Origin of the sequence: Mesorhizobium sp. WSM3224 (assembly GCF_000427725.1) — a bacterium.
Classification (GTDB): Bacteria; Pseudomonadota; Alphaproteobacteria; order Rhizobiales; family Rhizobiaceae; genus Mesorhizobium.
This window is the reverse complement of sequence record NZ_ATYO01000024.1, coordinates 62709-78608: the sequence shown is the minus strand read 5'-3', so window position 1 is coordinate 78608 and position 15900 is coordinate 62709. Positions and strand designations below refer to the sequence as shown.

Here is a 15900-nt window from a genome sequence, read left to right as displayed (position 1 = left end):
GAAGACAAAATGCGTGTCTATTACGATCGTGACGCCGATCTCAATCTGATCAAGGGCAAAAAGGTCGCCATCATCGGCTATGGCAGCCAGGGCCGGGCGCATGCGCTCAACCTCAAGGAATCCGGCGTCAAGGAGATCGCCATCGGTCTGAAAGCCGGCTCCGCCACCGCCAAGAAGGTCGAGGCCGACGGGCTCAAGGTGATGAGCGTGGCCGACGTCGCCAAATGGGCCGACCTGATGATGATGGCCACGCCCGACGAATTGCAGGCCGACATCTACAAAAACGAGATCGCGCCGAACATCCGCGACGGCGCCGCGATTGCTTTCGCGCACGGCCTCAACGTGCATTTCGGCCTGATCGAGCCGAAGGCTTCGGTCGACGTCGTCATGATCGCGCCGAAGGGCCCGGGCCACACGGTGCGCGGCGAATACCAGAAGGGCGGCGGCGTGCCGTGCCTGGTCGCCGTCAACCACGACGCCTCGGGCAACGCGCTCGACCTCGCTCTGTCCTATGCCTGCGGTGTCGGCGGCGGCCGTTCCGGCATCATCGAGACCAATTTCCGCGAGGAATGCGAGACCGATCTGTTCGGCGAGCAGGTTGTGCTGTGCGGCGGCCTGGTCGAACTGATCCGCGCCGGCTTCGAGACGCTGGTGGAAGCCGGCTACGCGCCGGAAATGGCCTATTTCGAGTGCCTGCACGAAGTGAAGCTGATCGTCGACCTGATCTATGAAGGCGGCATCGCCAACATGAACTACTCGATCTCGAACACCGCCGAATGGGGCGAATACGTCTCGGGTCCGCGCATCATCACGGCGGAGACCAAGGCCGAGATGAAGCGCATCCTGAAGGACATCCAGACCGGCAAGTTCACCTCGGAATGGATGCAGGAATATCGCGCCGGCCTGTCGCGCTTCAAAGGCATCCGCCGCAACAACGACAGCCACCAGATCGAGGAGGTTGGTTCCAAGCTGCGTGCCATGATGCCGTGGATCGCCAAGAACAAGCTGGTCGACAAGGCGAAGAACTAATTCGTAATTTCTTAGTTGCTTGGAGAAGCCGGTGGAGCGATCCGCCGGCTTTTTCTCGCCCGGCTGTTTCATTTCGATACGATTATGCTGGCACACAATTCGCTTCGCATGGCCCAGAACAGTGATGGGGAGACTGGCGATGGAAACCACGGATAATGGCGCTGCATTTGTTGGCGAACGCCGGATGGAGCGGCGCAGGCGTGTGCTCAGGGGCGCAACCTTGCGGTTTAACGGCGGCTTCGGAGTGGTCGAAGGATTGATGCGCAACGAGTCCGAACACGGCGCACAACTGAGCTTCGGCGATGCGACCGGCGTGCCGCACGGTTTCGAGCTGGTGGTCAATGGGGCTGCGCGTGCCGCGCTTGTACGCTGGCGCTCGGTGAGACTGGTCGGCGTTCAATTCGTCGCTTGAGAAGGCGCGATCCGCCCTTCAGCCATAATGCCAATGGGGTTTAGGCTCGGTGCCGGTGAATTCGACGCCGATGCGATCGTCGCGGCGCCAACGCACCAGGGCCTTGTAGCCGATGCCGTCGATCGGCACGTAGAGAAGGAAATCGTCCGGCACACGTGCATCGATCGGCACTTTCAACTCCGCGCCGTTCGCATGCATGTTGCGCACGGTGCATTTCACCTCGGAATTGGTGATGCCGGTCAGGATCGTCGCGCCCTTCAGCACGCGTTGCCGGTGTTGGATCCTGAGTTCGTTTTCGGCCATTGCGGGGTACGTCCTGGCGGATCTTCGCCGCGAATCGGCATGTGGAGCACCGGCATGGATGAATAGGCGCCGTTGATAAATTTAGGGTTATCGCGGTCGCGGGCATCGGGTCGCGACAAAATAAAACGGCGCCGCGAAGAAGGGCGCCGTTTCCCTGTCTGTGTTGGCGGGCAGCTCAGCTATAAGGCGACCAGCACTGCTTGCGGGGCCCATAGTTGGGCTGGAAAGTATTATCCCAGGCGCGATACGACCGGTAGCGGTCGTAGCACCACTGGACATGTGCGCTGGACAGCCGCTCGGTCCGGTAGATGCGTCGCGGCTGAACGTAGCGCGGATAGGGATCGTAATAGTAAGGGTCATAGGAGTTGCGGTAGGCCAGGCTGCCCAAGCCTAGGCCTAGGCCTAGCCCGAGGAGCGCGGCATCGCCGTCCCGGAAGTGCCGGCGGTGATGATGCCGCCAGCGCCAGTCGCCGTCGCCATCCCACCTGCCGCCGTCCCAGTTGCGGGAGAAGTGACGGTCGCCACCACGCCACCTGAAGTCGCCGCCGCGGTGACGCCAACGCCAGTCCTGGAAGCCGCCGTTGTTGTTGCCGCCAGCCCAACTGTCGCGAACCGGAATGATCTTCGGCGCCGTGGCATTCGTCGCGACGCCAAGATCGGGTTGCAGGATCGGGCCGGCAACCGACGGCGCCGTCACGCCGGTGACGAGACCCAGGGCCAAAAGCCCGGATCCAAGGGAAGAAAACAACCGTTTCATTTCACTCTCCAAGGAGTAAAGGCCCCACGCCCAGAGCACCCGGGAAATGGCCTATTGTTGGAACTTTCCGTCTGAACGGGGGATGAACGGAAAGGTTCCATCAACCATGACGAGCATCGAGCCCGGCTCTTGTTTTCGCCGTCGCTTGCGGGCAAAGGTCACGGCCATGTCGCTGCGCCTCGCCACCTTCAATGTCGAGAACCTGATGAACAGGTTCGATTTCTCGGGTTATCGCAACCAGCTCAATGAAGACCGCACGCTGGCGCTGTTCGATATCCAGAGCGAGGCTGAATACCGGATCCTCGAGCAGGCCCGCACGATCGCCCAGTCCGACGACACGCGCCAGTTGACGGCACTCGCCATCGCGGCCACCCGCGCGGATATCATCTGCATGCAGGAGGTCGACAATATCGAGGCGCTGAAGGCGTTCGAATATGGCTATCTGTTCAAGATGGTCGGGCAGGGCTACCGGCAGAAATACACCACCGCCGGCAACGATACGCGCGGCATCGATGTCGCCCTGATGATGCGCAACGAGACCGCGCAAGGGCAGCCGATCGAATTCGTGCGCATGACCAGCCATGCCTATGTCACCTTCGAACAATTCGGCCTGTTTACGCCAGAGCTCGCCGCGCTCGGCTATCTTCCCAGTGAGCGTATTTTTCGCCGCGACTGCCTCGAGATCGACCTGAAGGTCGGCAACGCGCCGCTGACGCTCTATCTCGTGCATTTCAAATCGATGGGCTCGCCGCGCAACGGGCTGGACGGCCGTCAGGCGACGATGGCGCTGCGTATTGCCGAGGCGCAGGCGGTGCGCCGCATCATCGAGGAACGCTTCGGCAAGGACCACGCCGCCGACAAGCGCTGGGCGATCTGCGGTGACCTGAACGATTACCGGCAACGCGTAAAGATCGACGGCGACGCCATCGACGGCTACCGGTTCGAGGTTGTCGACGAAGCCCGGTCCTCGATCAATACCCTGACCGCCGGTGGGTTTTGCGAGAACGTCGTCGAACGGCGGCCGGAGATCGACCGCTGGAGTTTCTACCACACACGCGGCCCGGAGGAGCGACATCTCTGCCAGCTCGACTATATCCTGCTGTCGAAGGCGTTGGCCGCGAAGAACGCCACCGCGGTTCCCGACATTATTCGCAGCGGCCAGCCCTGGCGCACCATCTTTCCGCCCGGACAAGAGGTCGAGCGTTTCCCGCGCGCCGGCTGGGACAGGCCGAAGGCGTCGGACCATTGCCCCGTGGCGATCACACTGGATATGGCGTGACCCGATGAGTTTCGATCTGCCACGCAACGTCATCCTGCCGGTCGACGCGATCGACGTCCGCCTGGATCCCGGCCCGCACCCGTTCGCGGTGCGCAATGCAGAGGCGATCGCCGAGAACTGGCGGCAGGAGATCGCGGCCAATCCGGCGCTGTTCGACGGCACCGTGGTGCTGCTTTCCGAGCTTGCTTATCGAGACAATCGCCTCGTCGGCCGCTGCCATGCGGTGAAGTATTCGACCTTCCTGCTGTGGCGTAACCGGCGTGAGAATTCCGGCGCCGAGCATGCCTATGCGCATGCCATGCTGGTTGCCGGCGACAATGCGCTGGTGGCGATCCGCATGGGTTTGCATACGGTCAATGCCGGCCGCGTCTATTTTGCCGCCGGCTCGTTCGAGCCGATCGACTTCCGCGACGGCCTTGTCGATGTCGACTTCAACATGATCCGCGAGGTGGGGGAAGAGACCGGGCTCGACCTGTCGCAGGCTGAACGTGGGCAGCGCTATCATGCGCTATCGACGGCGAGCGGCACCGTGATCGTCCGACATTATCGGGTGGCCGAACCGGCCGACGAGCTGGCGCGCCGCATTAGCGCCTTCGTCGCCACCGAGGCGGAGCCGGAGATCGAGGGGCCGGTCATCATCCGCAATGCCGTCGATCTGCCGGACGGGTTGATGCCGCACATGAAGCCGCTGATCGAGTGGCATTTCGCCAACGGCAACTAATGCATGTCGCCCAGAAGTGTGCAGCGGTTCTGGGACAACGACATGCATAAAAACAAAGACTTAAAGCGCGTCGCCTGAATCCGTTTCAGCGCGACGCGCTTTTAGAACGGCCCTGGCTCTGTTGCCTTCTATTCGTGCCGCAATGCGTCGATCGGATCGAGACGTGCGCCGCGCAGCGCCGGGAAGAAGCCGAATACCATGCCGATCAGCGCCGAAAAGCCGACGGCGAGCAGGATGACGGCTGGGCTTGGCGCGAACGGTATCGTCAGCGCCATCGACGCGAGGCCGGCCAGCGAAAGCCCGATCAGGATGCCGATGATGCCGCCTAAGAGCGACAGAACCGTCGCCTCGACCAGGAACTGGATGAGGATATGTTTTTCATGCGCGCCGATGGCCAGCCTGATGCCGATCTCGCGCGTGCGCTCGGTGACCGAGACCAGCATGATGTTCATGATGCCGATGCCGCCGACCAGGAGGCTGACGCCGGCCACCGCACCCAGCATGCCGGTCATGGTGGTGGTGGCGCTGGTCATCGCATCGGCGATCTGGGTCATGTCGCGGATGGCGAAATCGGCATCGCGGTCAGGCGTGATGCGGCGCGTGTCGCGCAAAATGTCCTCGACGCGCGGCTGCAGCTCGGTGGTCGGCGTGCGGTCGTCGGCGGCGATGTAGATGTTGTCGATGTCGCGGTTGCCGGCGATGCGCCGCTGATAGGCGTGCAATGGCATCAGGACGACATTGTCCTGGTCCTGGCCGAAGCCGGTATAGCCCTTGGGCTCGAGCAGGCCGATGATCTTGCACGAGGTGCGGTTGACGCGGATGATCTCGCCCTGCGGATCGCCGGCGCCAAAGAATTGCTGGCGCACCGTTTCGCCGATCAGGCAGACACCGGTGCCGGCCCGCGTTTCGGAATCGCTGAACGGCCGTCCGGAAACCAGCTTCCAGTCGCGGGCGTCGAGATAGGCGCTGTCGGTGCCGGTCACGCCCGAGGTCAGGCTTTCGGTGCCGAAGATGACGCGGACCTGTTTTTGCGAGGCGGGCGAAATCGCGCGCGCGCCGCTCAGATGCGCGACCAGCGCGACGACGTCCTTTTCGGCCAGCGGCCGGACCGCCTGGTCGAGACCTCCTGGGCCGCCGGGTCCAGCCGGGCGGCCGGCGCGAACGACCAGCAGGTTGCTGCCGAGCTTCGAAATATCGGCCTTCACCTTCTCCGTCGTGCCGGAACCGATAGTCAGCATGGCGATGACGGCCGCGACGCCGATGACGATGCCAAGCAGCGTCAGGAACGAGCGCAGCACGTTGCGGCGGATCGAGCGCAGCGAAAGGCGGACGGTCTCCCAGATCATGCCGCCTCCGCCTTCATCGTGTCGGAAGCGACATGGCCGTCGAGGAAACGGATGGTGCGGCCGGCATAGCCGGCGACATCGGCCTCATGCGTGACCATGACGATGGAGAGCCCGAGCCCGGCGTTGAGCCTGGTCAGCAACTCCATGATCTCGTGCGTGCGCGCCGTATCGAGATTGCCGGTCGGTTCGTCGGCGACTAGCAGCGTCGGCCTGGTGACAATGGCGCGGGCGATCGCCACGCGTTGCTGCTGGCCGCCCGAAAGCTCGGCCGGCGTGTGGTGCTCGCGCCCGACAAGACCGACCTCGGCCAGCGCCTGCATGGCGAGATCGCGGCGCTCGCGCGCGGCAACGCCGCGATAGATCAGCGGCAGCTCGACATTTTCCGCCGCCGTGGTGCGCGGCAGGAGATTATAGCCCTGGAAGACGAAGCCGACATAGAGGTTGCGCAGCAAGGCACGGCGGTTGCGGTCGAGCCGGCCTGCGTCGATGCCCATGAAGGAGTAGGTTCCGACGGTCGGTGTGTCGAGGCAGCCGATGATGTTCATGGCGGTCGACTTGCCCGAGCCGGACGGGCCCATGATGGCGACGAATTCGCCGCGCCGGATGGCGAGATCGACGCCGGCCAGCGCATGCACGCGGGCCTCGCCCTGGCCATAGCTTTTCCAGACCTTGTCGAAAGTGATGAGCAGGGGTGCCGACACCGGTCAGCTCCGCTGCTGCGCGCCGGTGATGACTTGCGCGCCCTCGTCGAGGCCGGACGTGATCTCGGTCAACTCGCCGTCGGTCGAACCGATCTTGACGTTGACCGGATGCGGCCGGCCGTTCTCCAGCACATAAAGCGTGCGCGAGCCGTCGGTCGGCGCCTTCGTCGCTTCGCGCTGCCGGTTGGGGCGGCCCATGCGCCCGGTGAAAAGGTCGCGCAGGCTCCAGCCGCGGTCCGCCCGTTGCATCGGGCGATAGCGGAAGGCTGCCGAGGGAACGGTAAGCACGCCCTTGGCCTGCCGGGTGACGACGGAAACCGTCGCCGTCATTCCGGGCCTGAGCAGAAGCTCGCCATTGTCGACTTCGAGACGCGCATTGTAGGTGACGACGCCGTCGGTGGTGACCGAGGCGTAGGAAATGTCGCGGATCTCCGCGTCGAACGGACGGTCCGGGAAGGCGTCGACGGTGAAGCGGGCGTGCTGGCCGGGCTTCACCGCGCCGATATCGGCCTCGTCGACCGCGGCTTGCAATTCCATGTTCCTCAGGTCGGCGGCGATGACGAAGAGCACGGGCGCCTGCAGCGAGGACGCGACCGTCTGGCCGGGATCGACCGAGCGCGTGAGCACGATGCCGTCGATGGGCGCATAGATGGTGCTCTTGGCAAGGTCGGTCTGCTGCGCCTTGAGGTCGGCCTGGGCGATGGCCAGGTTGGCCTCGGCGCTGTCCAGCGCCGCCTTCGAACGATCGCGCGTCGCGGTCGCCGCTTCGAGCGACTGGTCCGTCGCCATGCCGCGCTTGGTGAGGGCCGCGGCGCGCACCACGGCGTTCTCGTTTTCCTGCAAGGTCACCTTGGCGGTCTCGACGGCTGCCGCCGCCGCTTTGGCGGAGGCTTCGGCACGTTCGATCTGGACTTCCAGCTTGGCGGTATCGAGCGTCGCCAGCACGTCGCCCTTTTTGACCTGCTGGTTTTCATTGGCCGCGACCGAGCGGACGATGCCGGAGAGCTCGCTGGAAATGTCGACCTGGGTCAGCGGCTGCAGCGTGCCGGTGGCCGATACCTCGACGGTGAGGTCGGTGGTCGCCGCGGGCACGGTGGTATACGCGAGCTTCGGCGGAGCGGCGGCATACCATTGGTAGACGCCGATGCCTGCCGCGACAATCGCTATCGCCAGCAGACCGTAGAGCCAGAAGCGGCGACGCTTGCGGCTTACGCCCTTACGGTCGAGCCCGAGCGCGGCCTCTATGGAAGTATCGGATTCCGCGTTTGGCGGATTGACAAGCTGGTCCACGCCGGACCCCTATGTTGAAAAATTGATGTCCCTATCCGTGCACAAATCAGGCCTTAAGGTTCGAATTTCAAATTAAATTTCCCTCATGTTGGATTGAGGCAGAAATTCGAGGCGGAGCGAAAGGTTTTCTCCATGGCGCGCAATTACTTGCTTTACGATGTGTTTACCACCGAAAGGCTGGCCGGAAACCCGCTTGCGGTGGTGCTCGACAGCGATGGGCTCGACACTGCCGGCATGCAGGCGGTCGCGCGCGAATTCAATCTTTCCGAGACGGTGTTCGTGCTGCCGGCCGACAATCCAAAGCACCGCAACCGTATCCGCATCTTCACGCCCGATTATGAAATGCCTTTCGCGGGGCATCCGACGGTCGGTTCGGCGATCGCGCTGGCCGAACTCGCCGGCGAGGCGACCGGCATCTTCGTGCTGGAGGAGAATATCGGACCGGTGCGTTGCGCGGTGAGCAAGCATGACGGCTCGACCTTCGCTGAGTTCGATCTGGCGAAACTGCCGGAGCCGTTGGAGCTCAAGGCCGATCCCGAGGCGATCGGCGCGGCGCTCGGCCTTGCCCCGCACGAGATCGGCTTCGAGAATCACCGCGTCGCCTTCTGGTCGGCCGGCGTGCCTTATGTGACTGTTCCCGTTGCCGGGCTGGAGGAGGCGAACAAGATCAGGCTCGACAACCAGGCGTGGTCGGAATTGGCACCCCGCAAGAGCGAATGGGCCATGGCCAGCCCGTACGTCTATTGCCGTGAGACGGTGCATCACGACAGCGCTTTTCATGTGCGCATGATCGTGCCCGGCAATCCGTCCTACGAAGACCCCGCAACCGGCTCGGCCGCGGCGGCCTTCGCCGGCGCCATCATGCATTTCGACGCCCCGACCGACGGCACCTCACAGCTCTGGATCGAGCAGGGGCTGGAAATGGGCAGGCCGTCGCGCATCCGGCTCGAGCTCAACGTCGAGGCCGGAAAACTGGTCTCCGCGCGCATCGGCGGCCACGCCATCAAGGTGGCGGAAGGCAGGCTTTTTGTTTGACGCCTGCGGCAATTCGGCGATTTGTCGGGAAATGATCCGGCAGGGCTGGACATCCCCGAAACCGGCGGCTATATGCCCGCCGACGCTGGGTTTTCCCGGCGGTGTGGGTGTGTAGCTCAGTTGGTAGAGCAGCTGACTCTTAATCAGCGGGTCCACAGTTCGATCCTGTGCACACCCACCAAAATCTTCTCATAAAAACAACGAGTAGACTGCAACGGCGCCTAGGGTGCCGGCTTGCCGAGGTTCGCCTTGAACTTGACCTTCATCGTGATCTGGCCGCTCACCGTGAGCTGCGATCCGCCGTAACCGCCGATGTTGCGATCCCTGGCGTTGAGATTGGTGCTCATCCCGGCGATCTCGCATGTATCGGCGACGGTCTCGAGCACCATGGCGCAACTGCCCGCCGCGACCTTGTAGAAGGAGCGAAGCGCGACCTGCTGCTGCGTGGCAGCGTCGTCGTCATCCTTGACCGGAAAGGTCATCGAGATCGAGGATTGGATCCTGGCCGACCCGTCTTCACCCGGACGAAGAGGGCGAACATATTGGTCCTGGGACAAGGCCGGCGAAGCCGCTGCAACAACAATTGCAGCGGATATTAGATAATTCAAATACATCGATCGATCTCCCGTGAGACATCTACGTCTCATGGAATAATCAAGATGACGTTATTTCGATGTTTCAATAGTGCTGAAATTTCGACCGATTTTTATTTTTCCGACACACCTGCCTCGGCGAAGCTCGCCATCCTCGCGTGGCATTCAAGCGCCGAGCGGACGATGTTGACGGCAAGGCAGGCGCCGGAGCCTTCGCCGAGCCGCATGCCGAGATCGAGCAGCGGTGGCAGGCCGAGCGCTTCGAGCAGTCGGCGATGGCCGGCCTCGGCGGAGACATGGGCGGCGATGGTGTGGGCGAGGCCGGTCGGATGCAATCTTGCCAGCGGCGCGACGGCGGCGGTGCAGACGAAGCCGTCGAGCAGCACCGGCACGTTGTTTTTGCGCGCGGCGAGCGTGGCGCCGAGGATCGCTGCAAGCTCACGCCCGCCAAGGGCAGCCGCGATCTTCAAAGGGTCGGAGAGCGAATCGGCGTGACGCTTGAGGCCTGCCTCGATGGCGGTGATCTTGCGGATCAGGCCTGCGTCGTCGACGCCGGTGCCGCGTCCGGTCCATTTTTCAGCGCCGCCGCCGAAGAGGGCGGTCGAGATCGCCGCTGCCGGCGTGGTGTTGCCGATGCCCATCTCGCCGAAGCAGACGAGGTCGAGATCGTCGGTCACGGCATCGTAGCCGGCCGAGACGGCGGCGAGGAACGCTTTCTCGTCCATAGCCGGCGCTATCGTGAAATCGCCGGTCGGGTGATCGAGATCGAGCGGGATGACGTCGAGCCTGGCGCCTGCAATGCGTGCGAGCTGGTTGATGGCAGCACCCCCGCCGGCGAAATTCGCCACCATCTGGACAGTGACTTCCGACGGATAGGCCGACACGCCCTGCGCGGTGACGCCGTGGTTGCCGGCGAACACGAAGACTTTCACGGCATCGAGCTTCGGCATGTCGCGGTCCTGCCAGCGCGCCAGCCAGGCGGCAATGGTTTCCAGCCGGCCGAGACTGCCCGGCGGCTTGGTCAGCGTTTCCTGGCGGCGAGCGACGGCGCTTGCCGCGGTGTCGCTGCCGGCAGGCAGATCGAGGCAGGCTGCGCGAAGATCTTCGAGCGAATTGAAGGAAGTTGATTGGGTGGACATGGGGGCAAGGTCTCCAAAAAGAATCAAGAAAGGCAAACGGAAGCGGTAAGCAGCACCGCGATCTCGCCAAGCTGCTGCAGCGCGCCGATCGTGTCGCCGGTCTGGCCGCCGATCTGGCTGAGGCAAAGCGCGCGGAACGCGGCAAACAGCAGGCCGAGCAGGATCAGCGCCGCGATGGCGCCGCCGAGACCGAGCGCCAGTAGCGCCACTGCGCCGAGGGCCACACCGACGATGGCGGTCTCGGCCGCGACGGCGCCGGCGCCCGCCGACAGTCCGTCGCTGCGGGCAGGGGGCAGAAGGTGCATGAAGCTGCCGAACAGGCCACGCGAAGCGGCATGCGCGGCGAGCAACGCCAGAAAGACGTGGCCGGGGCCGGCCAGCTCCGAAAGCGCACTCCAGCGGATGAGCAGCGAGACGCCGAGCGCCGCGGCGCCATAGGCGCCGATGCGGCTGTCGCGCATGATCTCCAGTTTCCTGTCGCGTGTCCTGCCGCCGCCGAAGCCGTCGGCGATGTCGGAAAGCCCATCCTCGTGCAGGCAGCCGGTGACCAGCATCGTCGCGGCAAGCGCGAGTGCCGAGGCCGGTCCGATGGCGAGGCCGAAGACCGTAGCGATGGCATAGACGAGCGCGCCGATGATCGCCACCGCGAGACCGGCAAAGGGCGCCGCCCAGATCGCGTCGGCAAGGCTGCGGCCGCCGAAATCGATCGAGGGAAGCCTCAGCCTGGTGAAGAAGACGAGGCTGAGGCCGATATCGTCGAGCACTTGCCGGGGTGCGGAAGGCCCGCTCATGCGCCCCTCGCAATGGCATGGAAGAAGGTACCGCTGACATGGCCGCGCCGGTAGCCGGAAGCGCCGAGCGGATTGCCCTGGCCGTCGGCAAGGTCGGCCAGCGGCTCGTCATTGCCGGCAGCCAGCATCTGCGCATAGTGGAATTCGTGGCCGCGGATCAACGTGCCCTCGGGGCCCAGCGGGCAGGAGGCGCGCAGCCGCGCCTCGCGATAGCCGAGGTTCATCTTGCGCTTGGCGAAGCTGGTCGAATGTCCGAGCAGGCCGAGCATCTTGTGGCTTTGCCCGTCCGCATCCTCCAGCACTTCGCCGAGCACCATGAAGCCGCCGCACTCGCCATGTACCGGCTTCGTCGTCGCGAAGCGCGCCATTCCTGCCTGGAAGTTCGTCGCGGCCGCCAGCTTGCCGGCATGCAGTTCGGGATAGCCGCCGGGCAGCCAGCAGACCTCGCAGTCCTGCGAAGGAGCGTCGTCGGCAAGCGGCGAGAAAGGCACGATCTCGGCGCCGGCCTTGCGCCAATGCGTGGCGACATGCGGATAGAGGAAGGTGAAGGCGGCATCCTCCGCCAGCGCGATGCGCTGCCCGGGCGGCTGCAATGCATCGCCGAAGTTGCCGGCCGACGGTTCCAGCGGCCTCGCCAGCGTCAGGATGGCGTCGATGTCGAGCGACTTCTCGACCATGTCGGCCAGCCGGTCGAGATGCGCCATCAGGTTCTCGTATTCGCCGGCCTGGACGAGGCCGAGATGCCGCTCCGGCAGGTTGAGCGTCGGATCGCGCAGGATGGCGCCAACCACCGGCAGGCCGATCGCCTCGATCGCATCGCCCGACAGCCGCCGGTGACGTTCGCTGCCGAGGCGGTTGAGCACGACGCCGGCCATGCGCACGGCCGGATCGTAAGTGGCAAAACCTTTGGCGACGGCGGCGGCCGTGGTCGATTGCCCGGAAACGTCGAGCACCAGCAGCACCGGCAGGCCGTAGAGCCGGGCAAGATCGGCGGCCGAGCCTGAACGGCCCTCGGGAGCGGGAATGCCGTCGAACAGGCCCATCGCGCTTTCCAGGATGATGTATTCGGCATCATCCGTTGCCTGCGTTGCCAGCGCGTTGAGCAGGGAAGGCGACATCGCCCAACTGTCCAGATTGACGCCGGAGAGGCCCGTGGCGGCGGTGTGGAAGCCCGGGTCGATATAGTCCGGCCCGGATTTCGCGCCTCGCACCTTCAGTCCACGCCGGGCGAGCGCGCGCAACAGGCCGATGGTGACGCTGGTCTTGCCCGAGCCCGAGCGCGGCGCGCCGATGATGATCGCGCGCGCCGTCATGTCTGACCCGCCAGTGCCGCGCGCATGGCGACAATGCCGCCGACGACGATCAGCGCCGGCGAGGCAAGCCCGGCGGCGGTGGCCTCGTCGGCGATGGTCGCCAGCGTCGCGACGACAATGCGCTCCTGCGGCGTGGTCGCGGCGACGATCACCGCCGCGGGAGTCGACGGTGCGAGACCGCCCTTGAGCAGGGCGGCTGCGATAATCGGTAGGTTAGCCATGCCCATATAGACGACAACCGGCTGGCCGGTGCGGGCGATCGCTGCCCAGTCGATGTCGTCAGCGGTGCCGGCGGCGTGGCCGGTGGCGAGGACAATGGCCTTGTTGATGCCGCGCATGGTGGCGGGAATGCCGGTGGCGGCAAGCGCGCTGAGACCGGAGGTGAGACCGGAGAGCACCCGGAATGGGATGTTTTCGCCTGCGAGCGCCAAAGCCTCTTCGCCGCCGCGGCCGAAAATATAGGGGTCACCGCCCTTGAGGCGCACGACACGACGGCCTTCACGCGCCAGCCGCACCAGCAGGGCGTTGATGTCATCCTGCTTCATCGAAGGCTGGCCGCCGCGTTTTCCGGCGTAGAAAAGCTCTGCGCCTTCGGCGACCGCCACGACATCGGGCGAGACCAGCGCGTCATAGACCAGCGCGTCGCATTGCCCGAGTGCGGCCAGCACCTCCAGCGTCAGGCAGCCGGGATCGCCGGGGCCGGCGCCGGCCAGCCAGACATGGCCGGGCTCAAGCTCTCGCGGCTTGAAGTTCAGCCGCGCCAGCGCCTGCTCGACCGTTGCCCGTCCGCTTCTGTTGGCGCTGCCGTTCACAATCCGTCCCGTCCGCGAAAACGCCGCTGGTAGTGGGCGTCGTACAATGAGCTTTCGCCGAAATCCTGCGCTGCAAGCGCGCTGCCGACGAAGATGATCGCCGTGCGTTCCATCGGGTTTTCCGCCAGTAGCGCTTCGATCGTACCAAGCGTGCCGGTCAGGATGCGCTCGTCCGGCCAGGAAGCGCGGAAGACGACCGCGACCGGGCATTCGGCTCCGTAGAACGGCGTCAGATCCGCGACGACGCGATCGATGGCATGGATGGCGAGGTGGATGGCAAGCGTGGCGCCGGTGCGGCCGAAGCCGGCGAGCGTCTCGCCCGGCGGCATTTTCGAGGCGCGGCCGGAAACACGCGTCAGCACCAGGCTTTGCGCGAGTTCGGGAATGGTGAGCTCACGGCGAAGCGCTGCCGCTGCCGCCGCGAAGGAGGGCACGCCGGGCGTGAGCGTGTAAGGGATGCCGTGTTTTTCCAGCCGCCTGATCTGCTCGGCCACCGCGCTCCACACCGAGAGGTCGCCGGAATGCAGGCGGGAGACGTCGTGGCCAGCTTTGTGGGCAGCGACATACTCAGCCTCGATCTCGTCGAGCGACATCGGCGCGGTGTCGATCAGTCTGGTGCCGGGCGCGCAATGTTCCAGCAGCTCCGGGGCGACGATCGAACCGGCATAAAGACACACCGGGCAGGATGCCAGCAGGCGGCTGCCACGCAAGGTGATGAGGTCGGCCGCGCCCGGTCCGGCGCCGATGAAGTGGACGGTCAAGCGGCATCTCCGCCAAGTGCGATGGCGCAGGTGACAGGACCGAGCGCTGTGCGCGGTCCGAGCAGTTTTGCACCTTTACCCGCCGCTGCCAGGGCTGAGGCCTCCGAAACCGACGGCGTGCCGGCGTGGGCCTGCGACACTTCGGATTGGCTGATCGTGCTGGACGAGACGGCTTGCAGAGCAGCGTCGGAGATGACGAGCACGGGGAGGTCGAGGTCGCGACCGGCAAGGAAGATTGCCTGTTCGTCGCGCTTGATTTCGCCGGTTGCCAGAGCCGAAAGCGCCGTCATCGCCAGACCATGCGCTTCGAGCGCGGTTTCTATCGCCGCGAGCACGTCTTCAACGCCAACGCCTTTTCGGCTGCCGATGCCCGCGACCATCATGGCTTCACCCAGCTCCACTGCGTCACCGGCATCGCCGGTCGCCAGGCCTGCATGGACCCGACCGGTGCGGCGCGCGAGAGGGCGATGCGGGTGAGATCGCCGCCGCGCCTGACGTGCTGGTCGAGCAGCAGCGCCTCCATCTCCAGTGTCACCGCGTTGGCGACCAGCCGGCCGCCGGCACGCAGCGCCTTGACGGCTTTCTCCAGCACGCCGGCATCGCTGCCGCCGCCGCCGATGAAAATAGCGTCGGGTGTTTCCAGCTTGCCGAATGCCTTGGGCGCCGCGCCTTCGACCACGACAAGGCCGGGCACGCCGCAATGCGCGGCATTGCGGGCGATGCGGGCGGCGCGTTCGCCGTCGGCCTCGATGGCGATGGCGCGCAGCGAGGAATGCGCCAGCATCCACTCGATGCCGATCGAGCCGGAACCGGCGCCGATGTCCCACAGCAACTCGCCGCGCCTCGGCGCCAGCGCGGACAGCGTGATGGCGCGGATCTCGCGTTTGGTGATCTGGCCGTCATGCTCGAACAGATGGTCGGCAAGGCCAACCGTCAAAGGCAGGACGCGCGCATCGGGCGTCGATTCAATTTCGAGCGCCAGCACGTTGAGCGGGTTGATGTTTTTGAGGTCAAAGGCATCGGCGCGAACGGTGCGACGCGTTTCGCCCGGACCGCCCAGCGCCTCAAGGATCGTCAATCGCGAAGGGCCGAAGCCGAGTTCATCCAGCAGTTTGGCGATGGCTGCCAGTGCGTCGCCGTCCGATGTGAGCGCCAGGATGCGCGTGCCGGGGTGCAGCAAGGGCCGGATCAGGTCGATCGAATGGCCGTGCAGCGAAATGGTCTCCACGTCGTGCGCCCAGCCGAGGCGGGAGGCGGCAAGCGACAGCGAGGAGGGCGCCGGCAGGACAAGCATTTGCTCCGGTTTGACTTTGCGTGCCAGCGTCACGCCGACGCCATGGAAGAATGGGTCGCCGGAAGCTAGCACGCATATTTTTTTGCCTTTGAGCGCCAGCACGTCACGCATTTCGGCATCGAACGGCGTCGGCCAAGGGCGGGCTTCGCCTTTCAATAGTGACACGATGAGGGCGAGGTGCCGCTTGCCGCCGAAGACGACTTCAGCCTGCGCAATGCGCTGCTTGGCCTCGTCGCCGAGACCCGCTACACCGTCCTCGCCGATGCCGACGATGGTGAGCCACCTTGAGGTGGATTTGACGGCGAGCGGATCCTTAGCAGGCAT

18 protein-coding genes and 1 tRNA gene are annotated in these 15900 nt (G+C 65.0%); 6 read left to right on the top strand and 13 right to left on the bottom strand.

Features of this window, described 5'->3' with window-relative positions; all coding sequences use genetic code 11:
- Positions 1-9: 9 nt before the first annotated feature.
- The gene (ilvC, locus tag YU3_RS0126445; protein ID WP_027169029.1) at positions 10-1029 is read left to right on the top strand and encodes a ketol-acid reductoisomerase; all 1020 of its coding nucleotides are present in this window, start codon (positions 10-12) and stop codon (positions 1027-1029) included.
- A 139-nt stretch (positions 1030-1168) separates the two neighbouring features.
- Positions 1169-1441, top strand: coding sequence for a hypothetical protein (locus YU3_RS0126440; RefSeq protein WP_027169028.1), 273 nt, complete (start codon positions 1169-1171; stop codon positions 1439-1441).
- A gap of 18 nt (positions 1442-1459) precedes the next feature.
- Here YU3_RS0126440 and YU3_RS0126435 read toward each other — a convergent pair whose 3' ends face one another.
- Entirely contained in the window at positions 1460-1744 is a 285-nt protein-coding gene (locus YU3_RS0126435; protein WP_027169027.1) for a PilZ domain-containing protein, read from the bottom strand.
- A 175-nt stretch (positions 1745-1919) separates the two neighbouring features.
- On the bottom strand, positions 1920-2501 hold the full coding sequence (locus YU3_RS0126430) for a BA14K family protein (RefSeq protein WP_027169026.1): 582 nt from the start codon (positions 2499-2501) through the stop codon (positions 1920-1922).
- Between the two features lie 166 nt (positions 2502-2667).
- Here YU3_RS0126430 and YU3_RS0126425 point away from each other — a divergent pair, with 166 nt between their 5' ends.
- Positions 2668-3780 (top strand): endonuclease/exonuclease/phosphatase family protein, encoded by a 1113-nt coding sequence (locus tag YU3_RS0126425; RefSeq protein WP_027169025.1) that lies wholly within the window; start codon positions 2668-2670, stop codon positions 3778-3780.
- A gap of 4 nt (positions 3781-3784) precedes the next feature.
- A complete protein-coding gene (locus tag YU3_RS0126420) occupies positions 3785-4501 on the top strand; it encodes a hypothetical protein (RefSeq protein WP_027169024.1) in 717 nt (238 codons plus the stop codon).
- 128 nt (positions 4502-4629) lie between these two features.
- Here YU3_RS0126420 and YU3_RS0126415 read toward each other — a convergent pair whose 3' ends face one another.
- From YU3_RS0126415 to YU3_RS0126405, 3 genes are read right to left on the bottom strand one after another with little or no spacing between them, the layout of a single operon-like run.
- Positions 4630-5847 (bottom strand): ABC transporter permease, encoded by a 1218-nt coding sequence (locus YU3_RS0126415; RefSeq protein ID WP_027169023.1) that lies wholly within the window; start codon positions 5845-5847, stop codon positions 4630-4632.
- Positions 5844-6548 carry an ABC transporter ATP-binding protein gene (locus YU3_RS0126410; RefSeq protein ID WP_027169022.1) on the bottom strand — a complete coding sequence of 235 codons (705 nt, stop codon included), beginning with the start codon at positions 6546-6548 and terminating at the stop codon, positions 5844-5846. The genes YU3_RS0126415 and YU3_RS0126410 overlap by 4 nt, the downstream gene beginning before the upstream one ends.
- A 3-nt stretch (positions 6549-6551) precedes the next feature.
- Complete coding sequence (locus YU3_RS0126405; protein ID WP_027169021.1) at positions 6552-7838, bottom strand: efflux RND transporter periplasmic adaptor subunit; 1287 nt, start codon at positions 7836-7838, stop codon at positions 6552-6554.
- A gap of 132 nt (positions 7839-7970) precedes the next feature.
- On the opposite strand from YU3_RS0126405, the gene YU3_RS0126400 reads away from it, so the two are divergent.
- Positions 7971-8873 (top strand): PhzF family phenazine biosynthesis protein, encoded by a 903-nt coding sequence (locus YU3_RS0126400; protein WP_036259644.1) that lies wholly within the window; start codon positions 7971-7973, stop codon positions 8871-8873.
- A gap of 105 nt (positions 8874-8978) precedes the next feature.
- Positions 8979-9054 (top strand) — tRNA-Lys (locus tag YU3_RS0126395).
- 40 nt (positions 9055-9094) lie between these two features.
- Here YU3_RS0126395 and YU3_RS0126390 read toward each other — a convergent pair.
- The 8 genes from YU3_RS0126390 to YU3_RS0126355 form a co-directional block, all read right to left on the bottom strand.
- Positions 9095-9355 carry a hypothetical protein gene (locus YU3_RS0126390; RefSeq protein ID WP_051334098.1) on the bottom strand — a complete coding sequence of 87 codons (261 nt, stop codon included), beginning with the start codon at positions 9353-9355 and terminating at the stop codon, positions 9095-9097.
- A gap of 224 nt (positions 9356-9579) precedes the next feature.
- On the bottom strand, positions 9580-10605 hold the full coding sequence (gene cobT / locus YU3_RS0126385; RefSeq protein WP_027169018.1) for a nicotinate-nucleotide--dimethylbenzimidazole phosphoribosyltransferase: 1026 nt from the start codon (positions 10603-10605) through the stop codon (positions 9580-9582).
- A gap of 23 nt (positions 10606-10628) precedes the next feature.
- Entirely contained in the window at positions 10629-11396 is a 768-nt protein-coding gene (locus YU3_RS0126380; RefSeq protein ID WP_027169017.1) for an adenosylcobinamide-GDP ribazoletransferase, read from the bottom strand.
- Complete coding sequence (locus tag YU3_RS0126375; RefSeq protein WP_027169016.1) at positions 11393-12709, bottom strand: cobyrinate a,c-diamide synthase; 1317 nt, start codon at positions 12707-12709, stop codon at positions 11393-11395. Before YU3_RS0126375 ends, YU3_RS0126380 begins: the two co-directional genes overlap by 4 nt.
- Positions 12706-13521, bottom strand: coding sequence for a uroporphyrinogen-III C-methyltransferase (gene cobA / locus YU3_RS0126370; protein WP_027169015.1), 816 nt, complete (start codon positions 13519-13521; stop codon positions 12706-12708). The genes YU3_RS0126375 and cobA overlap by 4 nt, the downstream gene beginning before the upstream one ends.
- Entirely contained in the window at positions 13518-14282 is a 765-nt protein-coding gene (gene cobM, locus YU3_RS0126365) for a precorrin-4 C(11)-methyltransferase (RefSeq protein ID WP_027169014.1), read from the bottom strand. The genes cobA and cobM overlap by 4 nt, the downstream gene beginning before the upstream one ends.
- A complete protein-coding gene (locus tag YU3_RS0126360) occupies positions 14279-14665 on the bottom strand; it encodes a cobalamin biosynthesis protein (RefSeq protein ID WP_027169013.1) in 387 nt (128 codons plus the stop codon). The genes cobM and YU3_RS0126360 overlap by 4 nt, the downstream gene beginning before the upstream one ends.
- Positions 14662-15900 carry a bifunctional cobalt-precorrin-7 (C(5))-methyltransferase/cobalt-precorrin-6B (C(15))-methyltransferase gene (locus YU3_RS0126355; RefSeq protein ID WP_027169012.1) on the bottom strand — a complete coding sequence of 413 codons (1239 nt, stop codon included), beginning with the start codon at positions 15898-15900 and terminating at the stop codon, positions 14662-14664. Before YU3_RS0126355 ends, YU3_RS0126360 begins: the two co-directional genes overlap by 4 nt.